This window comes from Bradyrhizobium zhanjiangense (assembly GCF_004114935.1).
In the GTDB taxonomy this organism is placed as follows: Bacteria; Pseudomonadota; Alphaproteobacteria; order Rhizobiales; family Xanthobacteraceae; genus Bradyrhizobium; species Bradyrhizobium zhanjiangense.
The window spans coordinates 5,540,473-5,566,153 of sequence record NZ_CP022221.1 but is presented as its reverse complement, the minus strand read 5'-3'; the positions used below and the strand labels follow the sequence as shown (position 1 = coordinate 5,566,153).

General features: G+C 63.8%; 28 protein-coding genes. 12 read left to right on the top strand and 16 right to left on the bottom strand.

Translation table 11 applies throughout. From position 1 onward, the window contains the following. Positions 1–80: 80 nt before the first annotated feature. Positions 81–311: a hypothetical protein gene (locus tag XH85_RS26685; RefSeq protein WP_128934188.1), complete on the top strand. Its 231-nt coding sequence runs from the start codon at positions 81–83 to the stop codon at positions 309–311. Positions 312–469: 158 nt separating this feature from the next. On the opposite strand, the gene XH85_RS26680 is transcribed toward XH85_RS26685, so the two are convergent. Further along, positions 470–1,066, bottom strand: coding sequence for a phasin family protein (locus XH85_RS26680; protein WP_128934187.1), 597 nt, complete (start codon positions 1,064–1,066; stop codon positions 470–472). A 235-nt stretch (positions 1,067–1,301) separates the two neighbouring features. Continuing rightward, positions 1,302–1,826: a DUF992 domain-containing protein gene (locus XH85_RS26675; RefSeq protein WP_128934186.1), complete on the bottom strand. Its 525-nt coding sequence runs from the start codon at positions 1,824–1,826 to the stop codon at positions 1,302–1,304. Positions 1,827–2,757: 931 nt separating this feature from the next. On the opposite strand from XH85_RS26675, the gene XH85_RS26670 reads away from it, so the two are divergent. Next, positions 2,758–4,380: an ABC-F family ATP-binding cassette domain-containing protein gene (locus XH85_RS26670; protein WP_128934185.1), complete on the top strand. Its 1,623-nt coding sequence runs from the start codon at positions 2,758–2,760 to the stop codon at positions 4,378–4,380. Between the two features lie 71 nt (positions 4,381–4,451). Here the strand turns inward: XH85_RS26670 and XH85_RS26665 are convergent, their stop codons facing one another. After that, positions 4,452–5,024, bottom strand: a complete 573-nt coding sequence (locus XH85_RS26665) for an Imm21 family immunity protein (RefSeq protein ID WP_164940464.1) — start codon at positions 5,022–5,024, stop codon at positions 4,452–4,454. A 156-nt stretch (positions 5,025–5,180) separates the two neighbouring features. On the opposite strand from XH85_RS26665, the gene XH85_RS26660 reads away from it, so the two are divergent. Further along, complete coding sequence (locus XH85_RS26660) at positions 5,181–6,056, top strand: MBL fold metallo-hydrolase (protein WP_128934183.1); 876 nt, start codon at positions 5,181–5,183, stop codon at positions 6,054–6,056. A 176-nt stretch (positions 6,057–6,232) separates the two neighbouring features. Here XH85_RS26660 and XH85_RS26655 read toward each other — a convergent pair whose 3' ends face one another. Beyond that, positions 6,233–6,481 carry a hypothetical protein gene (locus XH85_RS26655; RefSeq protein ID WP_128934182.1) on the bottom strand — a complete coding sequence of 83 codons (249 nt, stop codon included), beginning with the start codon at positions 6,479–6,481 and terminating at the stop codon, positions 6,233–6,235. 205 nt (positions 6,482–6,686) lie between these two features. On the opposite strand from XH85_RS26655, the gene XH85_RS26650 reads away from it, so the two are divergent. Then, on the top strand, positions 6,687–7,151 hold the full coding sequence (locus XH85_RS26650) for a cupin domain-containing protein (protein WP_128934181.1): 465 nt from the start codon (positions 6,687–6,689) through the stop codon (positions 7,149–7,151). A gap of 5 nt (positions 7,152–7,156) precedes the next feature. Here XH85_RS26650 and XH85_RS26645 read toward each other — a convergent pair whose 3' ends face one another. Continuing rightward, positions 7,157–8,119 carry an alpha/beta hydrolase gene (locus tag XH85_RS26645; RefSeq protein WP_128934180.1) on the bottom strand — a complete coding sequence of 321 codons (963 nt, stop codon included), beginning with the start codon at positions 8,117–8,119 and terminating at the stop codon, positions 7,157–7,159. 115 nt (positions 8,120–8,234) lie between these two features. Here XH85_RS26645 and XH85_RS26640 point away from each other — a divergent pair, with 115 nt between their 5' ends. Both XH85_RS26640 and XH85_RS26635 read left to right on the top strand, forming a co-directional pair. Beyond that, positions 8,235–8,912 (top strand): nitroreductase, encoded by a 678-nt coding sequence (locus XH85_RS26640; RefSeq protein WP_128934179.1) that lies wholly within the window; start codon positions 8,235–8,237, stop codon positions 8,910–8,912. A gap of 133 nt (positions 8,913–9,045) precedes the next feature. Then, positions 9,046–9,249: a hypothetical protein gene (locus XH85_RS26635; protein WP_128934178.1), complete on the top strand. Its 204-nt coding sequence runs from the start codon at positions 9,046–9,048 to the stop codon at positions 9,247–9,249. A 25-nt stretch (positions 9,250–9,274) separates the two neighbouring features. Here the strand turns inward: XH85_RS26635 and XH85_RS26630 are convergent, their stop codons facing one another. The 3 genes from XH85_RS26630 to XH85_RS26620 are packed head-to-tail and all read right to left on the bottom strand — an operon-like array spanning position 9,275 to position 11,894. Further along, positions 9,275–10,390 (bottom strand): HD-GYP domain-containing protein, encoded by a 1,116-nt coding sequence (locus tag XH85_RS26630; protein WP_128934177.1) that lies wholly within the window; start codon positions 10,388–10,390, stop codon positions 9,275–9,277. Between the two features lie 50 nt (positions 10,391–10,440). Continuing rightward, on the bottom strand, positions 10,441–10,773 hold the full coding sequence (locus tag XH85_RS26625) for a PilZ domain-containing protein (protein WP_128934176.1): 333 nt from the start codon (positions 10,771–10,773) through the stop codon (positions 10,441–10,443). Then, entirely contained in the window at positions 10,770–11,894 is a 1,125-nt protein-coding gene (locus XH85_RS26620; RefSeq protein ID WP_128934175.1) for a DUF2336 domain-containing protein, read from the bottom strand. Before XH85_RS26620 ends, XH85_RS26625 begins: the two co-directional genes overlap by 4 nt. 302 nt (positions 11,895–12,196) lie before the next feature. Here XH85_RS26620 and XH85_RS26615 point away from each other — a divergent pair, with 302 nt between their 5' ends. Both XH85_RS26615 and XH85_RS26610 read left to right on the top strand, forming a co-directional pair. Further along, positions 12,197–13,144, top strand: coding sequence for an AraC family transcriptional regulator (locus XH85_RS26615; RefSeq protein WP_128934174.1), 948 nt, complete (start codon positions 12,197–12,199; stop codon positions 13,142–13,144). 50 nt (positions 13,145–13,194) lie between these two features. Continuing rightward, a complete protein-coding gene (locus tag XH85_RS26610) occupies positions 13,195–13,785 on the top strand; it encodes an NADPH-dependent FMN reductase (protein ID WP_128934173.1) in 591 nt (196 codons plus the stop codon). Between the two features lie 6 nt (positions 13,786–13,791). Here XH85_RS26610 and XH85_RS26605 read toward each other — a convergent pair whose 3' ends face one another. Together XH85_RS26605 and XH85_RS26600 are read right to left on the bottom strand one after the other, a co-directional pair. Continuing rightward, the gene (locus XH85_RS26605) at positions 13,792–15,873 is read right to left on the bottom strand and encodes a methyl-accepting chemotaxis protein (RefSeq protein WP_128934172.1); all 2,082 of its coding nucleotides are present in this window, start codon (positions 15,871–15,873) and stop codon (positions 13,792–13,794) included. Positions 15,874–15,954: 81 nt separating this feature from the next. Then, entirely contained in the window at positions 15,955–16,395 is a 441-nt protein-coding gene (locus XH85_RS26600; RefSeq protein ID WP_128934171.1) for a DUF1810 domain-containing protein, read from the bottom strand. Between the two features lie 202 nt (positions 16,396–16,597). Here XH85_RS26600 and XH85_RS26595 point away from each other — a divergent pair, with 202 nt between their 5' ends. The 3 genes from XH85_RS26595 (at position 16,598) to XH85_RS26585 (ending at position 19,161) form a co-directional block, all read left to right on the top strand. Continuing rightward, positions 16,598–17,548, top strand: coding sequence for a DUF2778 domain-containing protein (locus XH85_RS26595; protein ID WP_128937430.1), 951 nt, complete (start codon positions 16,598–16,600; stop codon positions 17,546–17,548). 66 nt (positions 17,549–17,614) lie between these two features. Continuing rightward, on the top strand, positions 17,615–17,872 hold the full coding sequence (locus XH85_RS26590) for a hypothetical protein (RefSeq protein WP_018322933.1): 258 nt from the start codon (positions 17,615–17,617) through the stop codon (positions 17,870–17,872). Between the two features lie 200 nt (positions 17,873–18,072). Beyond that, on the top strand, positions 18,073–19,161 hold the full coding sequence (locus XH85_RS26585) for a TRAP transporter substrate-binding protein (RefSeq protein ID WP_128934170.1): 1,089 nt from the start codon (positions 18,073–18,075) through the stop codon (positions 19,159–19,161). Positions 19,162–19,305: 144 nt separating this feature from the next. Here XH85_RS26585 and XH85_RS26575 read toward each other — a convergent pair whose 3' ends face one another. The 6 genes from XH85_RS26575 to XH85_RS26550 form a co-directional block, all read right to left on the bottom strand. Then, positions 19,306–20,088, bottom strand: a complete 783-nt coding sequence (locus tag XH85_RS26575) for an ABC transporter ATP-binding protein (RefSeq protein ID WP_128934169.1) — start codon at positions 20,086–20,088, stop codon at positions 19,306–19,308. Further along, on the bottom strand, positions 20,076–21,131 hold the full coding sequence (locus XH85_RS26570; RefSeq protein ID WP_128934168.1) for a dihydrodipicolinate synthase family protein: 1,056 nt from the start codon (positions 21,129–21,131) through the stop codon (positions 20,076–20,078). Before XH85_RS26570 ends, XH85_RS26575 begins: the two co-directional genes overlap by 13 nt. Positions 21,132–21,137: 6 nt before the next feature. Further along, the gene (locus tag XH85_RS26565; RefSeq protein ID WP_128934167.1) at positions 21,138–21,959 is read right to left on the bottom strand and encodes a GNAT family N-acetyltransferase; all 822 of its coding nucleotides are present in this window, start codon (positions 21,957–21,959) and stop codon (positions 21,138–21,140) included. Continuing rightward, entirely contained in the window at positions 21,946–22,983 is a 1,038-nt protein-coding gene (locus tag XH85_RS26560) for an NAD-dependent epimerase/dehydratase family protein (RefSeq protein WP_128934166.1), read from the bottom strand. The genes XH85_RS26565 and XH85_RS26560 overlap by 14 nt, the downstream gene beginning before the upstream one ends. Positions 22,984–23,000: 17 nt before the next feature. Beyond that, positions 23,001–23,768 carry an ABC transporter permease gene (locus XH85_RS26555; RefSeq protein ID WP_128934165.1) on the bottom strand — a complete coding sequence of 256 codons (768 nt, stop codon included), beginning with the start codon at positions 23,766–23,768 and terminating at the stop codon, positions 23,001–23,003. An 81-nt stretch (positions 23,769–23,849) separates the two neighbouring features. Beyond that, positions 23,850–24,497, bottom strand: coding sequence for a TetR/AcrR family transcriptional regulator (locus tag XH85_RS26550; protein ID WP_128934164.1), 648 nt, complete (start codon positions 24,495–24,497; stop codon positions 23,850–23,852). Between the two features lie 101 nt (positions 24,498–24,598). Here XH85_RS26550 and XH85_RS26545 point away from each other — a divergent pair, with 101 nt between their 5' ends. After that, positions 24,599–25,615, top strand: a complete 1,017-nt coding sequence (locus XH85_RS26545) for an ABC transporter substrate-binding protein (RefSeq protein ID WP_128934163.1) — start codon at positions 24,599–24,601, stop codon at positions 25,613–25,615. The last annotated feature ends 66 nt before the right edge of the window (positions 25,616–25,681 follow it).

Below are 25,681 nucleotides of genomic sequence, written 5' to 3'. Positions count from 1 at the left end.
GGTCCCCGCTCATTGTCACGAAACCAATCTCCGGCCCGATCGTTGGCCCAATGCTCCGTCACTTGCGAGAGGAGTGCCAAATGAAGCGAACGATCCTCGCGCTCGCCGCAGTGGCTGCTCTAGCTGCGGGAGCGGTAACAACAGCAAACGCTGTTGAGTTTGGCATCGGTCCCGGCGGCGTCTATGTCGGCCCGGACCGATACTACCGTGACTACGGTAACGAATACTACGGCGGTTGCCGCACCATCGTCGAACACCGGATCAACCGGTTCGGTGAGGATATTGTGGTTCGCCGCCGCATCTGCGACTGACCGCAGTGAGTAACGGTTTGGGCCCCGACGCGTCCAATACGTCGGGGCCCTCATTGTTTCGGCCCTCAGCTCTGCGAGAGAACAAGGCCGTCAGGTTTAGCGGCGCGGTGAGCGGCTGAGGTTCAGCCGCGCACGTACGCCATGATTATGCCAGCGCGCTAGGCTGCGTGCCGCATGCGTTCGATACTCTGGGTTATATGGTTTCCGGCATCGTCAGCCACCTTCAGAGACATGTCCGCCATCCGGCGGCTGGTGTCCAAGGCGCTACTGATCGTGTCGCGCATCAGATCAGTCTGCACGGCCGCCAAATCGTGAGGAGTTCGGCAGCGCCAGAGTTCGTTCATGCGATCCATGGTCCGATCGATCTGCTGTCGAACGAAATCAAAGTACTCGCGTGACACGCCATTCATTCCTTTGGCGACTGCGGTCGTAGAGTACATGATGGCTTCGGCGTTGCGGACCGAGCGTTCCGTTGCCCGCTGCGCTTCATTGCCCGTCAAACCGAACGTGCGACCAAGCTGATCAGTCGAGCGGCCCATCATCGCGGTGGCCATGTCGACGCCGAAGCGCCAAGTGTTTTGCAGCATCTCGGCATTTTGTTGCAGTAGATGGCTGCTGGCTTGGGCGACCTCTTCGCCGGCCTCAGCGGTAGCTAGGCCGATCCGTCTGGTCTGCTCCGCGGTCCTCTCGGCGGCGCGGCGGATTGTGTCCTCAGGGCTTTGGGTAGACTTTTCCTCCTGGCGTGGATTGGCCATTAGTTGCTCCATCGTTGTTGTTGGTGAGGTCGGATCCTATGCCCTCCGTCACAGGTGCGATCCTACGCGAGCAAACGTTGGCATTTCTGGACCGTTCCGGGGCGAGCGAATTTTAATCAATCCTCCATTGCGCGCAGGAGCGAGCGGTTCAACTTTCCTGAGGGCACCGGTGGCCACTGCGGACCCGGACTCACCGACAAGCGCCATTTCTACTTCAATCCGCCGGCGACGGCGGTCACCTGCGGCGCAAAGGCGCAGCGGCCGGCCGCAATTCCATTCTCGATATGCCTGCTGCGATGTTCATACCTGTTTGCGCCTGGACGGATACCGGCTGCAAGGCGATCGTGCGATCCGAGCCGCCCACCAGGAGGTTGGCGCCAACTCCGGCACCAACTGTGCCGCCGGCGGTCGCGCCGGCATAGGTTCCGGCCAACGCGGCGTGGCGAACCGCGGTCGGAGCATAAACGGCCCAAACGAGCTGACCGCCGGACGTGGCTCCTATATCGAGACCAAGCGTGCTGACGGTGCCTTCGTAAGCCTCGCGCGCCCTGCCTCTCGCCGATGCATAGATGCAGCTCAACTGCCGTTGTCCAGCAACGATCATGCCGACTCCGGGCGATATGTTGCACGTGAGCGTGCCGACTCTCGGTCGTCCGGTCTCCTGCGCCGTTGCCGGAACCGTGGCGAGCACGAGAGCCAGGGCCGCGCACGCTGTCGCCAAATTGGTCAGCCTTGTTTCGTTCCGCGTTGTCCCAATCATGAGGGCCTCCATCGAACGTATTCTGATGGTCCTTCAATGCGCGCTGAGCTCGCGATGTTCCCTTGATGGCACACGTCGAAGACGTGCGAGTGAGCCCAATGCGGGTCGATATTTAGGTGACCGGGCGCCCTCAAACGGCTCTTGCTCTGCGGCCCACTTTGGCACGCCGTCTTCGGCCGATTGTTCTCGCTTCTGCGTTTCGGAGCCTGCTTCGAAGCGTCTCCACTTCTCGAAGCCCCACCACAATCGCTTGCACACGTTCGCGCAGGACAGCGCAAGTATAAACCTGACCAGTACTGGACATCGCTGCCTCAGAATATGATTTGAACCAAGAAGTCGACGAAAAGACCAAGGAAGTGAATATTCGCTAGGCCGAAGTCAGTGGGCTAAAGCTGCAGTCGCCAGATGCTCCCAGTACTCTGCCTCTGCGAGCAGTTTCCAGCTTCTGTCAGGATGAAGCGCGGCGGTCTGCCGGCAAAGTGACGCCATTGCGCGAAAGCGGCGGGCAGCTTCCATTCCAAACCTCCCATGTTTTCCCCAACATATTTTTGTATTTTATGATGGAGTCACCATGATTATCGGAAATAACTAAATTTGTCGTTTGTTGGCAGTTAATTAGGTTCCGGCGGCGCGCCTGAGTGAAATGAATTTCGCTTTTGGCTTCGCATTAGTTTCGAATGCTTCGGTGCTCGGCCGTGCTGCGCACCGATTGCGCATCTCCGCACAATCGACGCGCTAGGCGAGCTGATCACCTCCGCTCCCAACCATGAGATCGCAATGATGCAGACCGCCGAGGTCCACGAGCCCTAAGCTGCGGGGTGAAACGACCGAATTGGCATCCGGTAGGACTGAATCCGGGCCCCGCCGGGCTTCCCCTGACGGCTCGCATAGCCTATGACGCTGCAACGCAAAAATCCCCCCAAATGACCCCATGATCCGCCTCGACAACGTCAGCAAGCAAGCCGGCCACCAGATCCTGTTCATCGAAGCCTCCGCGGCCCTCAACAAGGGTGAGAAGATCGGCCTTGTCGGTCCGAACGGCGCCGGCAAGACCACATTGTTCCGGATGATTGCCGGCGAGGAACTGCCCGACGAGGGCCAGGTCTCGACCGATCGCGGCATCACGATCGGCTATTTCAACCAGGACGTCGGCGAGATGAGCGGCCGCAGCGCCGTGGCCGAGGTGATGAATGGCGCAGGTCCTGTCAGCGAGGTCGCGGCCGAGCTGCGCGAGCTCGAGGCCGCGATGGCCGATCCCGACAAGGCCGACGCGATGGACGAGATCATCGCCCGCTACGGCGAGGTGCAGCATCGATTCGAGGAACTCGACGGCTACGCGCTCGACGGCCGTGCGCGCGAAGCGCTGTCAGGCCTCGGCTTCAGCCAGGAGATGATGGACGGCGACGTCGGCAAGCTGTCCGGCGGCTGGAAGATGCGCGTGGCGCTGGCCCGCATCCTCCTGATGCGCCCCGACGTGATGCTGCTCGACGAGCCGAGCAACCATCTCGATCTCGAAAGCCTGATCTGGCTGGAAAAATTCCTGCACGATTACGAAGGCACGCTGCTGATGACCTCGCACGACCGCGAGTTCATCAACCGCGTGATCTCCAAAGTGATCGAGATCGATAGCGGCTCGCTCACCACCTACACCGGCGACTACGAATTCTACGAGCAGCAGCGGGCGCAGAACGAGAAGCAGCAGCAGGCCCAGTTCGAGCGCCAGCAGGCCATGCTCGCCAAGGAGATCAAGTTCATCGAGCGCTTCAAGGCGCGCGCCTCGCATGCGGCCCAGGTGCAGAGCCGGGTCAAGAAGCTCGACAAGATCGAGCGGGTCGAGCCGCCGCGCCGCCGCCAGAGCGTCGCGTTCGACTTCCCGCCGGCGCCGCGCTCGGGCGAGGATGTCGTCGCGCTGAAGAATGTCCACAAGGGCTACGGCAATAAGCGCATCTATGACGGCCTCGATTTCATGATCCGCCGCCGCGAGCGCTGGTGCGTGATGGGCATCAACGGCGCCGGCAAATCGACCTTGCTCAAGCTCATTGCCGGTGCGAGCGAGCCGGACGAGGGCACGGTGGCGCTCGGGGGCAGCGTCAAGATGGGCTATTTCGCCCAGCACGCGATGGATTTGCTCGACGGCGAACGCACCGTGTTCCAGTCGCTGGAAGACGCGTTTCCGACCGCGGGGCAGGGCTCCTTGCGTGCGCTCGCCGGCTGCTTCGGCTTCTCCGGCGACGACGTCGAGAAGCGCTGCCGGGTGCTGTCGGGCGGCGAGAAGGCGCGTCTGGTGATGGCCAAGATGCTGTTCGATCCGCCGAACTTTTTGGTGCTGGACGAGCCGACCAACCATCTCGACCTCGCCACCAAGGAGATGCTGATCACGGCGCTGTCGGATTTCGAGGGCACCATGCTGTTCGTCTCGCATGACCGGCATTTCTTGGCGACGCTGTCGAACCGCGTGCTGGAGCTGACGCCGGAGGGCATCCACCAATATGGCGGCGGCTACACGGAGTATGTCGCGCGCACGGGGCAGGAGGCGCCGGGGTTGCGGAGCTAGGGCAGGTCCTCATAAAGGCGCACAGATCGGCTGCTCATCTTTAAGCGGAAGTCTCCCGATCAACGAGAGCATCACCGCTCCTGACCCAACGCGGCTTCGTTGACCGGTGGGCTGATCCAACAGATTTCCCGAACGACCATCGCCAGCCCGGGAGAGCCGTAGGAGGCAGCCTTCGCAAGGTAGTTGCCTGGTAGCAGGGCCAGAGCCTGATGGCTGTTGCGTAGATCGTAGCCTTGATCCGATGCATCTATGAGCCACATTGTACCGGACGCACCGGTCTCAAATTCAAGCCTTTCAGCGCTTGAACTCTCCAGGCGGTCCCGCAGTTGCGGCGCGTACAAAGCGGGCTCGATCAGTCGTTCGTCATCAACGCCAAGCCATTGCACGAGAAAGCCGCCACCTTGACGATTCGGATACCATGCTATGTCGCCGGCATCGCCCGATAACACAACAGCGCTACCCTGCTGACAGGCGAGCGATCCCAGCCAAGTCGTTACTCTGCACGCGCGGGCATAGTCACTTTGATCTGCTGGGTCGTTATGATCGCGCCATCGCTCGATCCCCCGCCAATGCGGGAGTTGTTCATCGGCAATCAGCAGGTGAGGACCGCCGCTTGTCGCTATCCAGGTGCGCGTTCGCATCATACGTCTAGTCATAGCCGAAATTTCTTCTGTTGGCCCGACGCGGATGTTCGCGGAGGTCCATCAGAGTGCTGCTATTTGGACCTGAGCGGACATGATCGGCGCCTTGACCTGTTGATGCCAGTTGCTAGGCTTGCTCGAAAAAGCGAGCGAAGAACCATGAAGCAACTGCGGATCGGCGATATCACCATCGATGCGGTGATCGAGCGGGAAGGGCCGTGGCGGCGGCCGCAGGACTTTTTCCCAGCCTATGACGAGGGCGTGTTCGCCCGTCATCTGCCGACGATGGAGCCGGAGGTGTTCGACGCCGCGCGCGGCATGATGGTGATCACCTACCAGACCTTCGTGGTCCGCACGCCGCGCTACACGATTTTGGTCGACACCTGTACCGGCGAGGACAAGGGCCATCCGCCGCCGTTCGATTTTCCCGGCAAGGAGCGCTGGCGCAACGAATTGTTCGCGCTCGGCATCGGCTTCGAGCAGATCAACTACGTGTTCTGCACGCATCTGCATATCGACCACACCGGCTGGAATACCACCTTGCGCGACGGGCGCTGGGTGCTGACGTTCCCGAACGCGAAGTACGTCTTCCACAAGCGCGAGTACGCGGCCTGGGAGGCCGAGCACTCCAAGGGAAACAACCCGCCCGGCACCGTGTTTCGCGACAATTGCCTGCCGATCGTCGAAGCGGGACAGGCGCTATTGGTCGATGACGACTACGCGCTCGACGACACCGTGACGCTGACGCCGACGCCGGGGCATTCGCCGTGCCATTGCTGCGTGAACATTGTCTCGAAGGGCCAGCGCGCGGTGGTCGCGGGCGATCTCGTGCATCATCAGATCCAGTGCCGCGAACCGGAATGGTCGGCGAAGCCGGATTGGGATCCGAAGCAATCGGCGGTGTCGCGGCGAAAGTTCTTCGCTTCGGTTGCGGACACCGACACGTTGATCCTGCCGGTGCATTTTCCGGCGCCGACGGCCGGACTGATCAAGCCGCTGGATGGGGCGTTTGATTACAAGTTCAAGCGGGAGTGAGGCAGCGAACTAGTCGCGAGGCTCATGTCCCGGACGCGGTGCGGCACGCAGTGACGCGCCGCTCAGCCGGGACCCATCTCTCGGACTGCTTTTGGAAACATGGGCCCCGGCTCTGCAGCGCATCGCTGAGAGCGCTGCGCTGCGTCCGGAGCACGAGCTTCTTGCAGTACGCGCCACTACGCGCTGGTCTCGCACTTCTTCATAAAGCTGTTCTTGGCGGCGCCGGCGAGCGGCTTGCCGTCGGAGCCGACGGCCTTGGGCGCGCAGGCGTCGGCCTTGCACTTCTTCAGGAACGAGGTCTTGGCGGCACCGGCCAGGGGCTTGCCGTCCTTGCCGATCGCTTTGCTCTCGCACGTTTCTTGCGCGAAGGCCGAGCCCGCTGCAAAGGTGGCAACGATCGCCGCCAGGAAAATCCGCTTCATCATGGGTGTCTCCCTAAACCAGAAATGGCAGGAGGATTGGAGCCGGGAATCGTGGCGCAATCAAGCAGGATTGAGCGGGCGTAGTCAGTTCGGCCTGCCGATTTTTCGGGCGCGATCGGCAAACGCCCCCCACTTATTGCACTGCTCGCTGACCAGGCCGGGCGATCCTGCTAGCTTCGGACGGTTGAGATAGAGAGGGAGCATCGTGATGGACGCCGTGATCCCGATAGACCAGGAAGCCGCCGACCGGCATTCTCACCTGGTTCAGCCGCAAGAGATGGACTGGCAAAAGACGCGGTTTCCAGGTTGCGAGGCCAAGACACTGCTGTTCGATCGCAGCAGCGGTCTGATGACCGCCTTGATGCGCTTTGCGCCGGGATCGGTGCTGCCCGATCACGAGCATGTCGGCATCGAGCAGAGCTACGTCATTGAGGGCGCGCTCGTCGACAAGGAAGGGCCGGCCAAGGGGATCGCCTGCAAGGCCGGGGAATTCATCTGGCGCGAGGCGGGCAGCCGGCACGCCGCCTGGTGCCCGGACGGGGCCTTGATCCTGGCGATCTTCCAGGTGCCGAACAAGTTCTTCGAAGCCGACGGCCGTGTCGTCGATGCCGCCGGTCAGGATTGGGACAAGACTTGGGGGCACACCGACGCGCAGCGGGCGCGGAGCATTTAGCGATCTCATACGCCCCGCGCCAGCAGCGCCTTGAAGTCGGCGCGTGCGCGCTGCGCCTCGGCGCGCGCGACGTCCGAGGCGTCGCCCATGCCGAAATAGCCGTGGATCAGGCCGGGGCCTTCATGGTGCTTGACGCGCACGCCGGCGGCCTCCAGTGCCCGCGCGTAGGCCGCGCCTTCGTCGCGCAGCGGATCGAACCAGGCGGTGGTCACGACCGCCGGCGCGACGCCGGCGAGGGATGCCGCGCGCAGTGGTGAGACTCGCCAGTCCGACGCATGGCCGGCATCGGCGAGATAGTGGCCGCAAAACCATTCCATCACGGCGCGGGAGAGGAAGTAGCCGTCGGCATTCTCGGCGCGCGAGGGATAGCGCGCGTTCTCGCGCGCATCCGCATAGCTGCCGAGGACGTCGGTCACGGGATAGACCAGCAATTGCGCGGCGAGCTTGATGCCGGCGTCACGGCACGCGATCGCGGTGGTCGCCGCGAGATTGCCGCCGGCGCTGTCGCCGGCAACGCCGAAGCGCTTTGCATCGCCGCCAAATTCCGCGACGCGGTTGAAGATGTCACTCACCGCGGCAAAGGCGTCCTCGAAGGCGCCGGGAAAGCGCGTCTCGGGCGGGCGGCGATAGTCGACGGAGACGACGACCGCGCCGGTCTCGATCGCGAGGTTGCGCGCCTGCCGGTCGTGAGTCTCGAGATCGCCCGCGACCCAGCCGCCGCCATGGAAGAACACCACGGTCGGCGCGGGCGTGGTGCCGACCCGGTAGACGCGTGCATCGAGCGGGCCGGCGCCACCTTTCACCTTGATATCCTGTACGCTGTCGACGGGCGGTGGCGGGATGGCCGCGCGCGAGGCAGCCAGTGCGCGCAAGGAATCACGGGCGCTCTGTGGCGTCATGACCGCGGGATCGCGCATCGGCATGAGCGGAATGATCTCGGCGATCACGGGATCGAGCGGCGCGGCCATGACAGGTCCTCCAGGGTTCTTGGTCTTGCTTGCGGGTTAGCATAGATTTTGCGCGCCGCATCGGCAACCGGCGCCCTGCCGCGAAGCCGGACGAAATGGGCAGGGAGGTCTTGAGGTGGAATTCGAAACGCTGGTCCAATCGCGCCGCAGCGTGCGCGGCTTCAGGAACGAGCCGATGCCGCGCGCGGTGATCGAGGCGATCATCGAGAGCGCCAAGCGCGCGCCGTCGTCGATGAACACCCAGCCCTGGCATGTCCACGTGCTCACCGGCAGCCCGCTGGAAGAGGTGCGCCGCCGCAACATGGAGGAGATGATCGCCGGCGCCAAGGTCAAGCGCGACATCGTCAGCCATGGCGAGTACCAGGGCGTGCATCGCACGCGGCAGGTCGACATCGCCAAGAAGCTGTTCGGCGCGATGGGGATCGCACGCGACGACAAGCCGATGCGCCAGGACTGGGTGCTGCGCGGCTTCCGCCAGTTCGACGCGCCGGTCTCGCTGGTCTTGACCTACGACCGCGTGCTCGATCCCGGCGCGGTCTGCCATTTCGATCTCGGCGCGCTCTGCTACGGCATCGTGCTCGCGGCGTGGGATCGCGGCCTCGGTTCGGTGATCAACGGACAAGGCATCATGCGCTCCGACATCGTGCGCGAGGTCGCGAAGATTCCGCAGGACGAGGTGATCATGACCTGCGTCGCGATGGGCTATCCCGACGACGGCTTTGCCGCGAATGCCGTTCGCTCGGACCGCGAACTAAACGAGGAGTTCGTGCGGTACGTGGGTTTTGCCGATTAGCACGAGAAGAGGAGATTGTTCTCTGGCGAAATTTTTTTTGGTGCGGAGTCGCTGGCAAGCTCTTGCAATCTCGAAGGGGCGGGAGGAACAATATGCAGGCTGAGAGGTTTGTTGCTGGCGCGAGGGAATTGAGATGCGGCGGCTGGCTAGCCTGGTTCGATGGTTCTTCGGTCCGCGAGTGCGGCGCCCGATCGATGATGATCCAAGTCTTCCTTTCACACCCGAAGAGTTCGGCCGGCTGATCCGCAGCGGCAAGCACGAGGACATGAAGCTGCTGGCTGACGGGCTGGCCTGCCGTTCTATTCCGCACCGCGCCAAATATCGCGCGACGCACTAGCCGGTTCGCGGCGCCGTCGACGCGCTCACCTCGTGAGCGCGACCGGCTTGAACGCGGTTACCAGCGCCTTTTCCAGCTTTCCGGCCATCCCGCGCAGTATGTCGTAGGCTTCCACGCGCGGCATGGTTGGCTTGTAATGCCGGTGCTCGATGAGCGCTGCGAAGATGTCGGAAATCGTGAGAATTCGCACGATGTCGCCAATGGTTTCGGCGCAGAGGGCATCCGGATACCCGCTCCCGTCGAGATATTCGTGATGATGACGCACGGCATCGAGGATCTCCGGCGAAATCTCGGCGTGCCCCTTCAGAAACTCGTAGCCAGCGGCAGGGTGGGTCTCCATCAGGGCGCGCTCCTCGGAATCGAGACGACCCGGTTTGTCGAGGATGGCGAGCGGGATCTGCGCCTTGCCGATGTCGTGGAACATGGCCGCCGAGTAGAGGCGCTCCAGATCGGCTCTTCCGACGCCGAGGCTCAGGCCGAAGTCGATGGCGACTCCGGTCACGATCAGGCAGTGCTGATAGGTTCCTTCGTGATGGCGCCGCACTGTCGTGAGCCATTCCGACAGACCATGCTCAGTGATGCGATCGGCAATCTGGCGGCCGGCTTCCTTGGTGCCGTCCACGTCGAGCGGTTGGTCGAGGGTGACCGCCGTGAACATCGAGGCGAACGCGGTTGCCCCGATCTCAACTGCGTCGTCAAACTGTGCAGTCTCGCCTGACGAGGCAGAGGACGGATCGGCCGGATCAGCCAGCGCCAACAGCAATTTGGCCCGGCTGATCGTGCCGGGCAGGACGAGCGTCGCTCCAAGCGCATAGGCTTGCGAAACGCCGACGTGAGACGTGTCCTCGATGAGGAAGATCCGCTTCTTCGCTTTGGCCAATTTGCCGGCCCGTTTCTTGATGGCCGCGATGTTGTCGAGGTCGCGAAGCTCTGCGCGGATGACGATGGCGAATGGAACCTGCGACAGCTTGGCCTCGGCGTCGAGCCGTTCGCCCGCGACGGCGAAACGCTCCTCGAGAATCGAGCAGACACGCGCCAGCTTGTCGGACGTGTCGGCCAGCACATGCACGAAGGGACGGGCTGCCTCGGTATCCCGGATGTCACGATCGAGCGGCCTGAGCGTGGTTCGCGGGTTCAGCACGGTTTGACCTTCGATGTCGTGGGGTCCAATGTGCGGGATGAATTCTCGGCTTATTTGCTTTCGGCGGAATTCCGCGTAGCGGTTGCCGGCGCGCTCGCCGGCTTCTTCTTGCCGCCTGCGGTGACGAAGTGGAGCCCGGCGGTGGTGCCATCGATCCAGACCAACTCGCAGCGCCGAAAGGCGAGCCCCATCGATGACAGCACCATGAAGAATTCCTTGGCCTGGAGCACGTCCAGCGTACCCTCGACCTCGACCTTCGCACCTGTCTGCGATACGTCGAGCAGAACACAGCTGCGCCGCCAAGTGCCGTCTGAGCCCATCAGGTTGACGGGCTGCCGGTGATCCATCCGAACGCGCCCCGCCTTGCGGCCATCGAATCTCATTGCTTGTCCCCCAATCTTGCGCTGCGATGTGCCCTATCGTTTGTCTTGGCGTTTGCGGTGATTTCCCCCCAGCGCACCGTCCATTGGCTGGTCGACAGAAGCAGCGTGTCGAAGATCCGTTGCGCGCGTTCGCGCTCGGCAAAGGAAAGCCGTCGACCACTGCGGTTGCTCAGGATGGCCAGCGTGGTCTGCCAATTCAGCCGCGAAGCACGGCAGGCCATGACCAGACCTTCGCAATCCTCATCGGCCATGACGTGCTCGATGATGTCGAGCGGCGCCCCCGAGAGCACCGACAGTGCCGTGAACAGATTGGCGGTCTCGCCGCGGATCGCGAAGCGGTTGACGGTGGAATCGTTGAGCTTGCCGACGCGGTTGAGGGCGACGATCTCCGGCCTCGCGCTCGCATAGGCCGCCTGGCAGGGCAGCTTGGGCGGTGCCAAGATGCTAGTTGCGCTCGATGTCGCGTTGTGCGGCGGCGTTGACGAGGCGTTGAGCTTCGCCGGCCTTTCCTGGCCGTTGGAGGCGGACAGCAGTTTCCGCACGATGAGCTCGGGCGTATCTGGCCTGAGCGCGAGCGCCTTCGTGATCTCGTCGTCCTGCCCGGCTCGGGCGATCAGCGTGGAATAGGCGGCCTCCGAGAGCTTGGCCCCGGGATTACCGATCAACGCAAGGTGGACGGCGCGGCCGCCGCCCTTGATCAGCGCCTCGGTCAGCGGCGGCTCGATGCGCTCGCGGCTAGCGATGGCGCATTGTTGCCGTTCGCCGCCCGAGGCCGCGATCGTCTCGAGATCGACCCTGGAGAGCGTTTGCGATTTGAGCAGGATGGGGCACGCCACCTCCGGATCGTGGTGTGCGGCAAGACGCAGTAAGGTCTTCGGCGGGGCCACATTGAGTTCGGCAAGCGCGGTGCTGAGCTGAATTAGCGCACTGGTGTCGACGCGATCCGTCAAGCGCAGCAAAACGCCGTCGACCACATTGGCAAGCAGCTCCTGACGCCGGTGGCGACTGCCGGTGAGCAATTGCACAATGCCCGCAAGGATCCGAGCGCAGCGGTCCAGCGGACAGGAGGCGACCGCATCTTCCAACTCGACCAAAATATCAGCAGGCGAATTTGCCATCATGGCAGGAGCCTGAATCGAAATAACTTTGATGATTTAACGAGCGTTATTGCGCCTCAAAATTCTTAATTTTTGATTTTAGAAATTAAATGTCGGGGTATTAATGCACCGCCGCAATTCCGGGAAAATGCTATCGAAATTTGGCAAGACTTGACGCCTTCGACTTGTCCTTTCACTTGGACTCTTCTCAACTGAACAGGACCCGTTAGGCTTTACTCATCAGGTCCAACGGCGAATCAAAGGGAGAAGCGAACCGGCACAGTTGCCGGATGTGCGTCGGTTGCGACGTTGCATTCCATATTGCCATGAACAGCATCGATGACGTGCCAAGGTTGGCACCAAAGATATTTCGCTTTTCAGACGTCGACGAATTTCGGAACGCCATACGAGGCCTGGATTTCGAGTTCACGCCTTTCGTACGAAGGATTTCTGCTGAGCAGACCATTTTGTCGCTGCCCGGTTGCGACGTAAATTTGACGCGCGCATTTCCGCGCGTGGTTGACGGACAACTCGTCGAGAGTTGCACGGCGATCGGGTTCACGATGGACGACCTCGATGTCCCTATTCGATTCAATGGCGCGCAGCGCGCGCGCCCAGTCGTCGTCATTGGCAGCGGCGGAGCCGCCTACACGAGCATCGAGGAGGTGCAGCGGCAAATTGCCTCGGTGATGTTCAGGCCGGAGGTGACGGGCCGCGGCTGGCCACGAGTAACCCTGAGCTTCCAGATTTTCGAAACGAGCGCCGCGAGCCTCGCCCGATTGCGCAGCGTGGTTCGCGAGGTGTTGGTTGCGGCGTCAGAGCCCATCGAGGCATCAGACGTGCCGCTCAAGGCAGCCGCAATGAAAGAATCCCTGCTTGCGGCCGTTGACGGCGCATTCGAGAGTGTGGTCCGCGCGCGATGGACCGCGCTGCCAAATGACGAGCGGCACTTCAAGATGTTCCAGGATATCCGCGCGCTGCTGTCCGACGATCTCTCACAGCCGATCTACAGCGAGGAGATTGCGCGCAAGCTCGGCCTGTCCGTCCGCACCATGCATGACGTGGTCAGGCGCTATCGCGGCATGAGCCTGCACCGCTATTTGCGGCTGCGCCGGCTGTGGCTGGTGCGACGGCGGCTGCTCGCCGGGGCGGACAGCGTCAAGGCCGTGGCGCTCGCCTTCGGCTTCTGGCATCTCAGCGATTTTTCCCGAAGCTACCGTGACCAGTTCGGCGAGACGCCATCGCAAACGCTGGAGCGCGGACGCGGGCGATAGTTTGACAAATCGAGTAGGGCCGAACGCCGGTTTCGTGCTACCGTTCGACCATGAGCAATCGCATTCTCGTCCTTTACGGTTCCTACCGTTCCGACCGCATGGGCATCCGCCTTGCGAATTTCGTCATCAATCGTCTGCGCAGCCGCGGCGAGGACGTCGAATTCATCGACGCCAAGGCAATCGGCCTGCCGATGCTCGACCGCATGTACAAGGAATATCCCAAGGGCTCGGCGCCCGAGGCGCTCGAGAAGCTGGCCGGACAGATCCGCGGCGCCGACGGATTTGTCTTTGTCACTGGCGAGTACAATTGGGGCATCCAGCCCGGCCTGAAGAACCTGACCGACCATTTCCTCGAAGAATGGTTCTGGCGTCCGGCCGCGATCGCGAGTTATTCCGCTGGCCGTCTGTCCGGCGCGCGCGCCGCGACGGCTTGGCACGGCACGCTGTCGGAAATGGGCATGGTCGTGGTGTCGAGCACCATCGGTGTCGGCCCGATCGCGCAGACGCTGTCAGCCGACGGCGAGCCGATCGGCGAGGGCGGCAAGGCGATCGAGCGCTCGTTCCCGCGCTTTGCCGACGATCTGGCGTGGTGGATCGAGGCGGCGAAAGCACAGCGCGCGCGCAAGGCGCCGCCTTATTGAGCCTCTTTACGCCGCCCTGACCTCGCCGAGGAAGCGGTCGAACTGGCCGGCGAGATCGCGCGACTGGGTCGAGAGCTGCTCGGCGGCGCCCAGCACCTCCCTGGCGGCGGCTCCCGTGTCGTCGGCGGCGCGCTGCACGCCGGAGATGTTGCTGTTGACCTCCTGGGTGCCGCGCGCGGCCTCCTGGACGCTGCGGGCAATCTCCTTGGTCGCCGAGCCCTGTTCCTCGATCGCAGCCGCGATCGCGGTGCCGATCTGGTCGATCTCGGCGATGACGTCGGCGACGTTGCGGATCGCGGCCACGGTCTGGTCGCTCGCGGACTGGATCGCCGTGATCTGCTCGGAAATTTCAGTCGTGGCCTTGGCGGTCTGGCCGGCCAGTGACTTCACTTCGGAAGCAACCACCGCAAAGCCGCGGCCGGCATCGCCTGCACGGGCGGCCTCGATGGTCGCGTTCAGTGCGAGCAGGTTGGTCTGCTCGGCGATGCTCTGGATCAGCGTGACGACGTCGCCGATCTTCTGCGCGCCCTCTGCGAGCGCGCGCGCGGTATCGCCGGTGCGGCGAGCATTGTCGACGGCGCGGGCGGCAATCTCGGTGGATTGCGCGACCTGACGGCCGATCTCCGAGATCGAGGAGGTCAGCTCCTCGGTGGCGCTGGCAACCGTCTGCACATTGGTCGAGGTCTGTTCGGAGGCGGCGGCGACGATGGCGGCCTGGCTGTTGGTCTGGGCCGCCGTCGACGTCATCGACTGCGCGGTGGTCTCCATCGTGGAGGAGGCCCGCGAGAGGCCGCCGACGAGCTCGGTAATCTTGGCCTCGAAGGCGCGGGTGAGGTCGTCGAGCGCCTGGGCGCGGCGCATCTTGCCGTCGTTCTCGGCCTGCTTCTCGGCCGCAAGCCGGTCGGCCCGGATCATGTTGTCCTTGAACACCTGGACGGCTGCGGCCATCGCCCCGATCTCGTCGGAGCGCTCGGCGCCGGGGATGCTTTCCGCAACTTCGCCGTCGGCGAGCCGCGACATCCGCGTGGTCAGGCTGACAATCGGCGCGCAGACGCGGCGGCGCACGGTCACGATGAGGCCGGCGCTCGCGATCAGCACGGCGGCAAGGCCTGCAAGCGCGATGGTGAAGCTGGTGCGCGCGCCCGAAGACGCGCCGGCGAGGATCTCTTCGGCGTTGTCGTAGAAGGCGTCGCGGACGCCGATGATGGTGCCGAGGCCGCGCTGCGTGGCAGCGTAATAGGTGTCCATGTCGTGCTCGTACTTGCCGCTGACCGCGCCGTCCTTCACCAGCTTGAGCTCGCGGCCGAACTCCTCGACATAGACCGCGTTGAACTTCTCCAGCGCAGCGGCGACGTTGGCCGGAGTCGCCGGATTGCCGCGCAATTCCTGCAGCGCCATCACGATCTGATCGTTGCGGCCCTGCGAGCGGCTGATCTCGGCCTTCTCGGCGTCGGTCGCCGGCTGCTTGCCGCCAACGAGATTCTTGTGCAGGCTGGAATTGAAGCCGCCGACGTCGCGCAGCGTCATCGCGATGTTGGCGTAGCTGGCCTGCCGGTAGGCGTCGCCGTTGAGAATCGCCATGCGGCGGACCTGCTCGTTGAGCAGCGCGGTCACGCCGCTGTTGAGCACGGCATTGTCGGCGACGATCTTCTTAGCGGCGTCCTTGCGCGCCTCCGCAGGCCCCGCGAGCGCCTTGTCGATGGCCTCGCGTAGCGCGGTGAATTTCGCATTGATGCCGTCGATGTTGCTGCCGATGGTGCTGCCGTCGTCGAAGGAGCCGGGCAGCTCCTTGCGCAGCGCGTTCATCCTGTCGCGGGCTCCGTCGGTCTGCTTGCGCAGCTTCTCCTGCTCGGCGAGCAGCGCAGGATCGATCGTGGCGGGGCCGTACAGGATGTTGGTGGAAAAGCCGCGCTCGGGATTGAGATAGCGCGGGATGTCGCTGGCAGCGCGGACGATCGCCAGGCGGCCTTGCGCCTCGCTGATCCGCTCCATCGTCTGATATTTCGTCACGGCAACGTAGACGGCGAGGCCGCCGCCGACGGTCGAGAGCGAGACGATGGCGGTGGTCAGGAGCGTACCGATTTTCATGATCTGTCGGGCAATTGGCGCGGGAGAATTATTGTGCACGAAAGATAGGCAGGCGATGTTAATCCCGGGTTTACGCGCAACTCAGCCGGACGCCCGGTCGAGCTTGGCGAGGATCTCCAGCGTGGCGCCGTCGCGTTCGCCTGCGAAATATCGGGCGATCGCCTGATCGAAGACGGGCTCACGGGACACCGCACCGAACAGCGTCATCGACGAGCGGAATTTCGCATCATCCGGCGCGCCGAGGATTGCGTTGATGGTCCGTCCCTGAACGGCGAGCACGAGCCTCGTGCATTCGATCAGGCGCGCCCTGAGGACGGGATGGGCGAGGTAGGCCTCGGCCTCCGCACGGGAGCCGATGGCGTAGCGCTGCGACATGGCGCTGAAGCCGAGGCCTGCGACCTGCGGGAAGATGAACCACATCCAGTGAGTCTGCTTCCGGCCCCGGGCCAGCTCGCCCTGGACGTCGCGATAGACCGGGTCCTGGGCCTGGACAAAGCGGTTGAGATCGAACGGATCGGTCATTGGATACCTCAGGAAGCCTCACCGGACCCCTTGCCGGCCGCGATTATGCCTAACTTTTGGCTCCCAATGTGGTAGCTGGTATAGAGTCTCCGGGTGGGGGTTGGGCGCCCCCGGGGGTCGATTTGGGGATCTGATGGTTTCCGACGCAGCACATGCCGAGAGGCTGTTGTCGCGCCGCCGTGTCGGGCGAGCCGAAAAGACTTTGCTGTCGCTGGCAGCGATCGCGCTGGCGCTGGGCGCTGCCGCGTGGGTTGCGGATATGGGCGATTCGACTCCGCTGGTCTCCGCCGCGTTGCCGCCGGCCAATGCCCCTTCATTCGAGGATCGTTTCGCTTCGGCCTCCGGCAATCCGCCGGCCCGCGAACTCGGCCTGCGGACGCTGGAGCGCTCCGCCCTGAACGCGGTCCAGCTCAAGCTTCGCGATGCCAAGGCCATGCTTGCCGAGAAGCTGCAGGGCGATGACTGGCGCTCGACCTTGACCGAGGACGACCAGCCCCCGGCCGAGGAGGCGAGGCCCTCGCAGCGCGCCGACGCCGTCCCGATGCCGCGCTCGCGCCCGGTCCAGGCCGATCTCGCCTCCCAGATCGCATCCAGCCAAGCGTATGCCGATACCAGCCCCCGGGTCGATAACCGCAATTTCTTCGAAAAATTCACCGACAAGATCAAGCTGGCCTCGCTGACGCCCGACAGCGGATTGTTCAACAAGGCGCCCGATCTTGCGGCCCTCGGCTACGATTCGCGGACGGCGGTCTATGACATCTCGGCCAAGGCGGTTTACCTGCCTGGCGGCGTGGCGCTCGAGGCCCATTCCGGCTTCGGCCCGATGATGGACAATCCCGACCATGTCGACCGGCGGATGGTCGGTGCGACGCCGCCGGCGACCTACGATCTGAAGCCGCGCGAAAAGCTGTTCCACGGCGTCCGGGCGCTGCGCATGACTCCGGTCGAAGGCACCAGCGCGCTCGGCCGCGTCGGCCTGCTCACCCACAATTACATGCTCGGACCGCGCGGCGATTCCAACGGCTGCGTCTCGATCAAGGACTATGACCGTTTCATCAAGGCCTACGACAATGGCGAGTTCAACCGTCTGGTCGTGGTGCCGAATCTGCGCGGGTCTGCGACCGCCTCGCAGCGCGCGAGCACCGATTCCTGATATTTGCCTGCCGCGGCGGGGCTGCCGTTTCCCCTTCGTTAAATCGTCCTCGTCCAGAAGCAGCCCATGAGTGATCCATCAAGTTCCGAGACCCCGCTGCGCACGACGTTCAAGATCAAGCTGAACGGTGACACGCTGGCGATTGCGACCGTCGGCCAAGCCTATCAGTTCCTGACCAACTTCAAGTCGGTGGAATGGATGGAATTCCGCTCCCTGCATGAGGACGCCGTTGAGGCGCTGGAGGGCGCTGCCGGTAACGCCATGCTGGCAGTGCAGGCAACCAACGCCGTGCGTGCGCTGTTCGTCAGCGCGAAGCTGCTCTAGCGACAGCTTCGTAGCCCGGATGGAGCGAAAGCGTAATCCGGGGTCGTGCGCGTCAGTGGCACCCTCCCGGATTGCGCTGCGCTCCATCCGGGCTACCGACCTTTTCTGTCCCAGCTTGAACTCCGCCATCGGAACGGGCAAACGGTCCGCGAAGACCGCAGCCAATGTTTGAAAACTGACTTCAAGGGAGAGACCCCATCATGAAACGCCGTACATTCCTCAAGGGCGGCGCGGTCGCGGGCGCGACGACGCTGGTTGCGGCCCCTGCGATCGCGCAAGGCGCGCCCGAGATCAAATGGCGTCTGACCTCGAGCTTCCCCAAATCGCTCGACACCATCTACGGTACGGCGCAGACGTTTGCGAAATACGTTGCGGAAGCCACCGACAACAAATTCCAGATCCAGACCTTCGCCGCCGGCGAGCTCGTGCCCGGCCTGCAGGCGCTCGATGCCGTCAGTACTGCTTCCGTGGAGATGGCGCAGACGCCGCTCTATTTCTACATCGGCAAGGAGCCCGCGCTGGCCTATGCCACTGGCGCACCCTTCGGCATGAACCATCGCCATCAGGAGTCGTGGTGGCACTTCGGCGGCGGCGCCGGCCTCACCAACGAAGCGCTCAAGCCTTTCAAGGCGCACGCCATCCTCTGCGGCAATTCCGGCACCCAGATGGGCGGCTGGTTCCGCAAGGAGATCAAGACCGTCGACGACCTCAAAGGCCTCAAATTCCGCATCGCCGGCATGGGCGGCCATGTGCTGGCGCGGCTTGGCGTCGTGCCGCAGCAGATCGCCGGTGGCGATGTGTATCCCGCCCTCGAGAAGGGCACGATCGATGCCGCGGAATTCGTCGGTCCCTATGACGACGAGAAGCTCGGTTTTCAGAAGGTCGCCAAATACTATTATTTCCCGGGCTGGTGGGAAGGCGGTGCCATGCTGCACATGGTCGTCAACGACGAGAAATGGGCCTCGCTGCCCAAGCAATACCAGGCGATCGTCAACCAGGCCGCATCGGCGGCCGGCGCCTGGATGCTCGAGAAATATGACAGCGTGAATCCGGCGGCGCTCAAGCGCCTGATCGCCAATGGCGCGGAGCTGAAGGCGTTCCCGCAGCCGGTGCTGGAAGCCTGCTACAACGCGACCCAGGACCATTTGAACGAGCTCGCCGCCAAGAGCGACCTGTTCAAGCGGACCAAGGACAGCCACGACGCCTATATGAAGGAGCTGCTGTTCTACACGCAGATCGCGGAGAACTTCTACGACAATTATCTGCTCAGCAAGACGCGCAAGACCTGAGCTTGAGGGGCGCGGTGCCGCGATTGCGCCGCGCTCCCGTAGAGTGGGCAAAGGCGCACTTGCGCCGTGCCCACCACGACTTGCTCGGCTGGCCCTGGTGGGCACGCTTCGCTTTGCCCACCCTACGGGACCTGAGCAAGCGGTCTACACCGCCCCCAGACCCAGCTTCGCATAGATCCGCCGCGCATACGCACCGAACGCATCCGTGGTCTTCAGCGGAAGATCGCGCGGGAAGGGCAGGTCGATCGCAAAATAATCGGCCATCTTCGCAGGTCCCGCGGTCAGCACGGCGCAATGCGAGGACAGGAAGACGGCCTCCTGGATCGAATGGGTGACGAAGATGATGGTCTTGCCGCTCTCGCGCCAGATCCGCAGCATCTCCAGATTCATCTGCTCGCGTGTCAGCGCATCCAGCGCGCCGAACGGCTCGTCCATCAGGATCAGCTTCGGATCGTGGATGAAGGCGCGCGCGATCGCGGTGCGCTGCTGCATGCCGCCGGAGAGCTGCTGCGGATATTTCTGCTCGTAGCCGGCCAGCCCGACCAGATTGAGCAGGTCGCGCGCCCGCTCGCGCGCGGCTCTCATCGGCAGGCCGACGATCTCGGCCGGCAAGAGCACGTTGTCCAGGATAGTGCGCCACTTCAAGAGCAGCGCCTGCTGGAACACCATGCCGATGTCGCGGGTCGGATCGAACGGGCTCTTGGCATTGCCTATTCTCACGGTGCCGCCGTCGGCGCCGTGCAGGCCGGCCAAAATCTTCATCACCGTGGTCTTGCCGCAGCCGGACGGGCCGACCAGCGAGACGAGCTCACCTTCCTGCACGTCCATGGTGACGTCGGAAACCGCCAGGAATTCGGCACCGCCGCTGCGGTAGACTTTCCGGACGCCTTGCAGGCTGATGAAGGGTTCTTCGGTCATGCCAGCCATTTGTTCAGGTTGGCGGCGACGAAGGCATCGTCGCTGAGATCGGCGTGCTCGCGAGTGACGCGATCGATCTCCTGCTTCTGGCCGGGGCTGAGGCCCTCGTTCGGATCGAGGCACCACAAACCTTTCATCAGGCCCTGGCGTCGCAGCACCTCGTGGCAGCCCGCGATGCAGCCGTGAAAATTATTGGCGACGTCGAAGAAGGCGCTGTTGCAGTCGGTGACGCGAGCATCGAGTGCGAGCAGGTCAGCCGGAACGCTGTCCTTGTGCCGCGCGGCCTTGCAGCGCTCGAACTGTTTGATGGCGCTCGCCGTCCACACCGACCAATGGCCGAGCAGGCCGCCTTTGAAATAGGTGCGTGTGGTGACGCCGTTGTCGCGCAGGTCGAACGGCAGCATCAAGTCGAGCAGGATATGATCGTCATTGCCGGTGTAGAGCGCGACGCGGTCGAGCGCGCCGGCGGCCGCGACACCGCGGAGCACGTCGAGAGTCCTGTAGCGGTTGAACGGCGCGATCTTGATCGCGATGACGTTGTCGATCGAAGCGAAGCGCTGCCAGAACCGGCTCGACAGAATGACGCCGCCCACGGCCGGCTGGAGGTAGAAGCCGACCAGTGGAATCTCGGCGGCGATCGCGGTGCAATGCGCGATGATCTCGTCCTCGGAGGCGTTCCTCATCGCGGCGAGGCTGAGCAGGCCGGCGTGATAGCCGATGTCGCGTGCAGTGCGGGCCTCAGCGGTGGCCTGGCTGGTTGGGCCGGCAAGGCCTGCGACCATCGCCAATGGACGCTTGGTCCAGCTCGCGGCGGTCTCGGCAGCGAGCTCGAGCACGGGACGGTAGAGGCCGACGTCGCGGATCGCGAACTGCGTCGTGTGCACACCGACGGCAAGGCCGCCTGAGCCGGCATCGATGTAATAGCGCGTCAGCGCGCGCTGATGCGTCTTGTCAAGCTGGCGCTCGGCAGTGAGGGCGAGGGGATGTGCCGGCAGCACTGTGCCCTCGGCGATCAGCTTGCGGATGTCGCTGTTGATCTGGCTGTGGTGCATGATGTCCTATCCGAATTCAGGGCCGGCGACGGCGAATGGCATTTCCTCAGCGGCAATGGTGGCGGGGCCGAACCGCATGCGCTGGAAGGGCCGCTCGATGGTCCAGCCCGAGGCGATCAATCCCTCCAGGAGTGCGCCCTGCGAGGCGATGGCGTCGAGCAGGAGCGGCCGGTCCTCGGACCCCGCGATCGCGTGAATGAGAGCCAGCGCTTCGGCTGCATGATTTGCGAACAAGGGGCCGATATGGCGCGCGGTTCTGCCGTCGCGGACCAACGCGATGCATCCGTTTGCAGTGACGATGCGTGACCCCGAGCGCTGTGCAAAGGCGGTCAGCAGAGCGGTCCGGTCGAACCCTGTGGCGCGCCGGTCCCGGGCACAAAGCGCCTCGAGCGTTGCGGCGGATGGTACCGGCGCGGACGCCTGCGCAGATTTCTTCAGCTTCAGCCGGCGCAACTGCAGGGTCGGTGTGAACCCGAGCGGCCCGTAGACATTGGCGCCGTCGGGCGTCGCATCGAGCCAGCTCGTCAGGCCATTCCTGCGCGCTGTTTCCAGGCAGGCATCGACGAGGCGTGTTGCAAGGCCGCGGCGGCGATGCGTTGCCGACACCAGCACCATGCTGATCCAGGCGTTGTTGCCGGAATAGGGCAGCAGTGCTGCGGTCGCCACCAGTCGCGCGCCGTCGCGGATGCCGAACACGACGCCGTCGCGCAGGAAAACGCGCCAGTCCTCTTCGGTCTGGTTCCAGTGCGCTTCCGTCGACAGCGCCAGCCCGGCGATCGCGTCCTCGACGCCGAGCTTGATGATGGGCGGGCCATCAGTAGCGTCCATCGCGCACCTCGTATTTGGTGGGCTTCCCGAGACTCGGCATTGCGCGGGAGACCCAATCCGCGGTCCAGGCGATCAACTGCTCGGTGTCGACGACGGGCAAGCCGAACAGCTCGACTGCCTTCGACGTGTCGGTCAGCCATGCCGTCGGCTCTTCCTTGCCTGTCAGCACCGGCGCGCGGCCGAACCTTGCGCCGAATTTTTGCGCGAGATCGCGCACCGCCAGAATCTCGTGGCCACTGACATTGATCGGAGAGGTCGGCGTCGTGCAATGGGCAAGGCAGCGCAGCGCCTGGGAGGACGCATCGCCCTGCCAGATGAAGTTGACATGGCCCAGGCTGACGTCGATCGGCGTGCCCGTGAGCACCTTCGTGGCGATATCGTGCAGCACACCATAGCGCATGTCGATCGCGTAATTGAGCCGGAACAGGCGGCCCGGTGTTCCGAACTTGCGCGAAAAATACTCGAACATGCGCTCACGGCCGACGCAGGATTGCGCGTATTCCCCGGGCGGGTTCGGCGCCATGTCCTCGGTCGAGCCTTTGCCGTCGATGGGTACGAAGGGATAGATGCAGCCGGTCGAGAACGCCACGATGCGGGACGAGGGGAAGGCCTGCGCGACCAGGGCCGGCACATGCGCGTTCATCGCCCAGGTCAGCGACAGATCGCCCTCGGCACCGAATTTGCGGCCGGCCATGAAGACGATGTTGGGCGCCTTCGGCAGCGTTTGAATTGCGCTCTCGTCCATCAGATCGCAATTGACGGTCTCGACGCCGCGCGCATGCAGCCAGTCTTTGACGCTGGCATCGCTGAAGCGCGCGACGCCAATGACGCGGCGGTCCGGCACGGCGGCTTTCGCGAGCCCCGCCAGCGTTGGCCCCATCTTGCCGGCGACTCCGAGGATCATGATGTCGCCCTCAACCTTGGCGAGGTCGTCGATCAGCGCCTGCGTCGGCCGGCACAGGAGCTCGTCGAGCGCAGCGACATCCGGAATGGTCTTCGGCAGCGTCTGGCGGGTGAGCAGCATGGATTTGGTCCTTGGTCTTAGTTCTGCCTGGCGTCGCCGACCACGAACATGCGTTCGAGGGCGAGCACCAGGCCGTACAGAGCGACCCCGAGCAGCGTCAGCAGCACGACCGCCATCACCATCGCCGGCGTATCGAGCGAGGACTGCACCTGGATCATGAGGTAGCCGAGCCCGCGCTCCGAGGCGATGAACTCGCCGACGATGGCGCCGGCGACCGCAAGTATGGCGCCGACCTTCATGCCGGAAAAGATGTAAGGCAGCGATCCCGGCAGCTGGATCTTGCGGAACAGCGTCCAGCGCGAGCCGCGCAGCGATTTGACGAGATCGAGCAGGTCAGGCTCGACCTCGCGCAGGCCGCGCGCGGTGGTGAGCAGGATCGGAAAGAAGCAGATGCTGAAGGCGATCAGGATGTTCGGCACGATGCCGTAGGAGAACCAGACGATGACGAGCGGGCCGAGCGCGACCTTCGGGATCATGTTCAGCGTCACGAACAGCGGCAGCAGCACGAGACTGAGCAACGGCGCCCAGCTGAAGATCACCGCAAGCGCGACGCCGACGAAGGCGCCGAGTGCGAAGCCGCCGAGGATCTCGATGGCGGTCACCAGCGTGTTGGCGCCCCAGGCATAGCCTGCGGTTCCCAGCGTCTGCACGGTGGCAAGCGGCGAGGGCAGGATGAATTTCGGCACGTGGAAAGCATCGACCATGACCTGCCAGAGCACGAGCACGGCGAGATGCACGATCAGGATGATCGCAAAGCTGCGCGAGGTGCGGGCCGCGTCTCTCACCGGTTGCTCCCTGTTGCCGCGGTCACCTGCCGCTGCGACGAGCCTAACCGGCCTTCAGGGAAGTTTCAACCAGTTGGTTGATTATGGCCGGAGCGACTGCAGCACCAGATCGGCGACGTGCCTGCGGCGGGCGCGGCGCTGGGCGCGGCTCGAAAGGTCCTTGCCGAAGATCGCCGACAGCGTCGGCGTGTTGGAGAAGAAGAAATAGCTGAGGCCCGCGATCGAGATGTAGAGCTGGACGGGATCGATCCCCTTGCGGAACACGCCCGCGCGCACCCCCTCGTTGAGGATGTGGGAGACGCTTCTCACCAGCGGGGAATGCATCGCTTCCAACCGCCTCGAGCCGCGGACGTGGCGGGCGCCGCCGCGGTTCTCGTCGTTCAAGAGCACGATGAAATCAGGGTTTGCCGCGAGGTGGTCGAATGAGGCTTCGATCAGCCTGCGGATCGCCTTTTCCGGCGGCAGGCCTTCGAGATTGAGCCTGCGCTCCTGCTCGCGAATGTCCTCATAGACCCATTCGAGCACGGCGAGGTAGAGCGCGTCCTTGTCGCCGAAGTAGTGATAGACGAGCTGCTTGTTGACGCCGGCACGCTCGGCGATCTCGTCGACGCGGGCCCCCGCAAAGCCGTGCCGGGCGAATTCCAGGCGCGCCGCCGTCAGCAGCTTGTTGCGGGTGGCGACGGGATCGCGGCGCTGCGGCACGGTGTCGCCAGATCGTTTTGCGGGCATTTCCAACCAAACAGTTGACAAGTTGAGGGCGGGCTTGTTGCATTGGTATCCTCACATGGGGAGAGCGACAAGCCGGGGTCGCGGCAATGAGGAGAGGTGCGATGAAGCATTTGCAGGCGGCGGGCTCTGCCCTGGTGTTGGCCCTGATGCTCGGTGTGTCGGCGGTGTCCGCGAGCGCGGGCGAGGCGGTCAATCTGATCCTGAACTGGACGCCGACGGCCGATCACTCGCCCTATTATTACGCCAAGGCGCAAGGCTGGTACGAGAAGGCCGGGATCGACCTGACGATCGAGACCGGCAAGGGCTCCGGTGTCTCCGCCGCCAAGGTCGGCTCCGGCGGCTCGCCGTTCGGCGTCGCCGATCTCGCCACCATGCTGGTGGCCAAGAGCAAGGGCGCCGACGCCGTTGCGGTGATGAGCGTCTACGCCAATACCGGCCAGACCTTCTACTGGCTGAAAAGCTACGGCGTGAACGGGGTGAAGGATTTCGCCGGGCACAAGATCGGCAATCCGCCAGGCGATGCCTCGCGCGTGATGTGGCCGGCCTTCGCCAAGGCCGCAGGCCTTGCGCCCGACTCCGTCGGCTTCGTCAATGTCGGGCCGACCGCGAAGATCGCGGCGCTGAAGAGCCACACCGTCGACATCATCAGCGACTTCTACAACGAGCATGATCTGAAGGTGATCGAGTTCGGGCCCGATCTCGGCTACGTCAACTGGAAGGACATCGGGCTCAACCCCTACGGCAATTCGCTGATCGTCAACGGCGCCTATCTCCAGAAGAATCCGAAGGTGGTCGAAGCGTTCGTGCGCGTCACGCAGAAGGCCTTTGCGGCCTGCGTCGCCGACGTCACGCCGTGCCTGAAAGCGCTGCTCGATCAGGTCTCCGGTCTCGACAAGGAGAACCAGGAGCGCCAGTGGGAACGCATCAAGTTCCTGATGACCGACGAGTTCACGACGACGAAGGCGCTCGGCTGGATCGACGGCGAGCGGATGAAGAAGGACTACGAGCTGGTCCAGACCTATCTCGGCATGGAGAAGCCGTTCGACGTGACGACGGCGTTCACGACCAAGATGCTGGATCCGAGCATCAAGATGGATGCGAGCAAGGTGAAGAAGTAGGGGGCTTGCCCCATACTCTCTGTCATCGCCCGCGTAGGCGGGCGATCCAGTATTCCAGAGACGTCT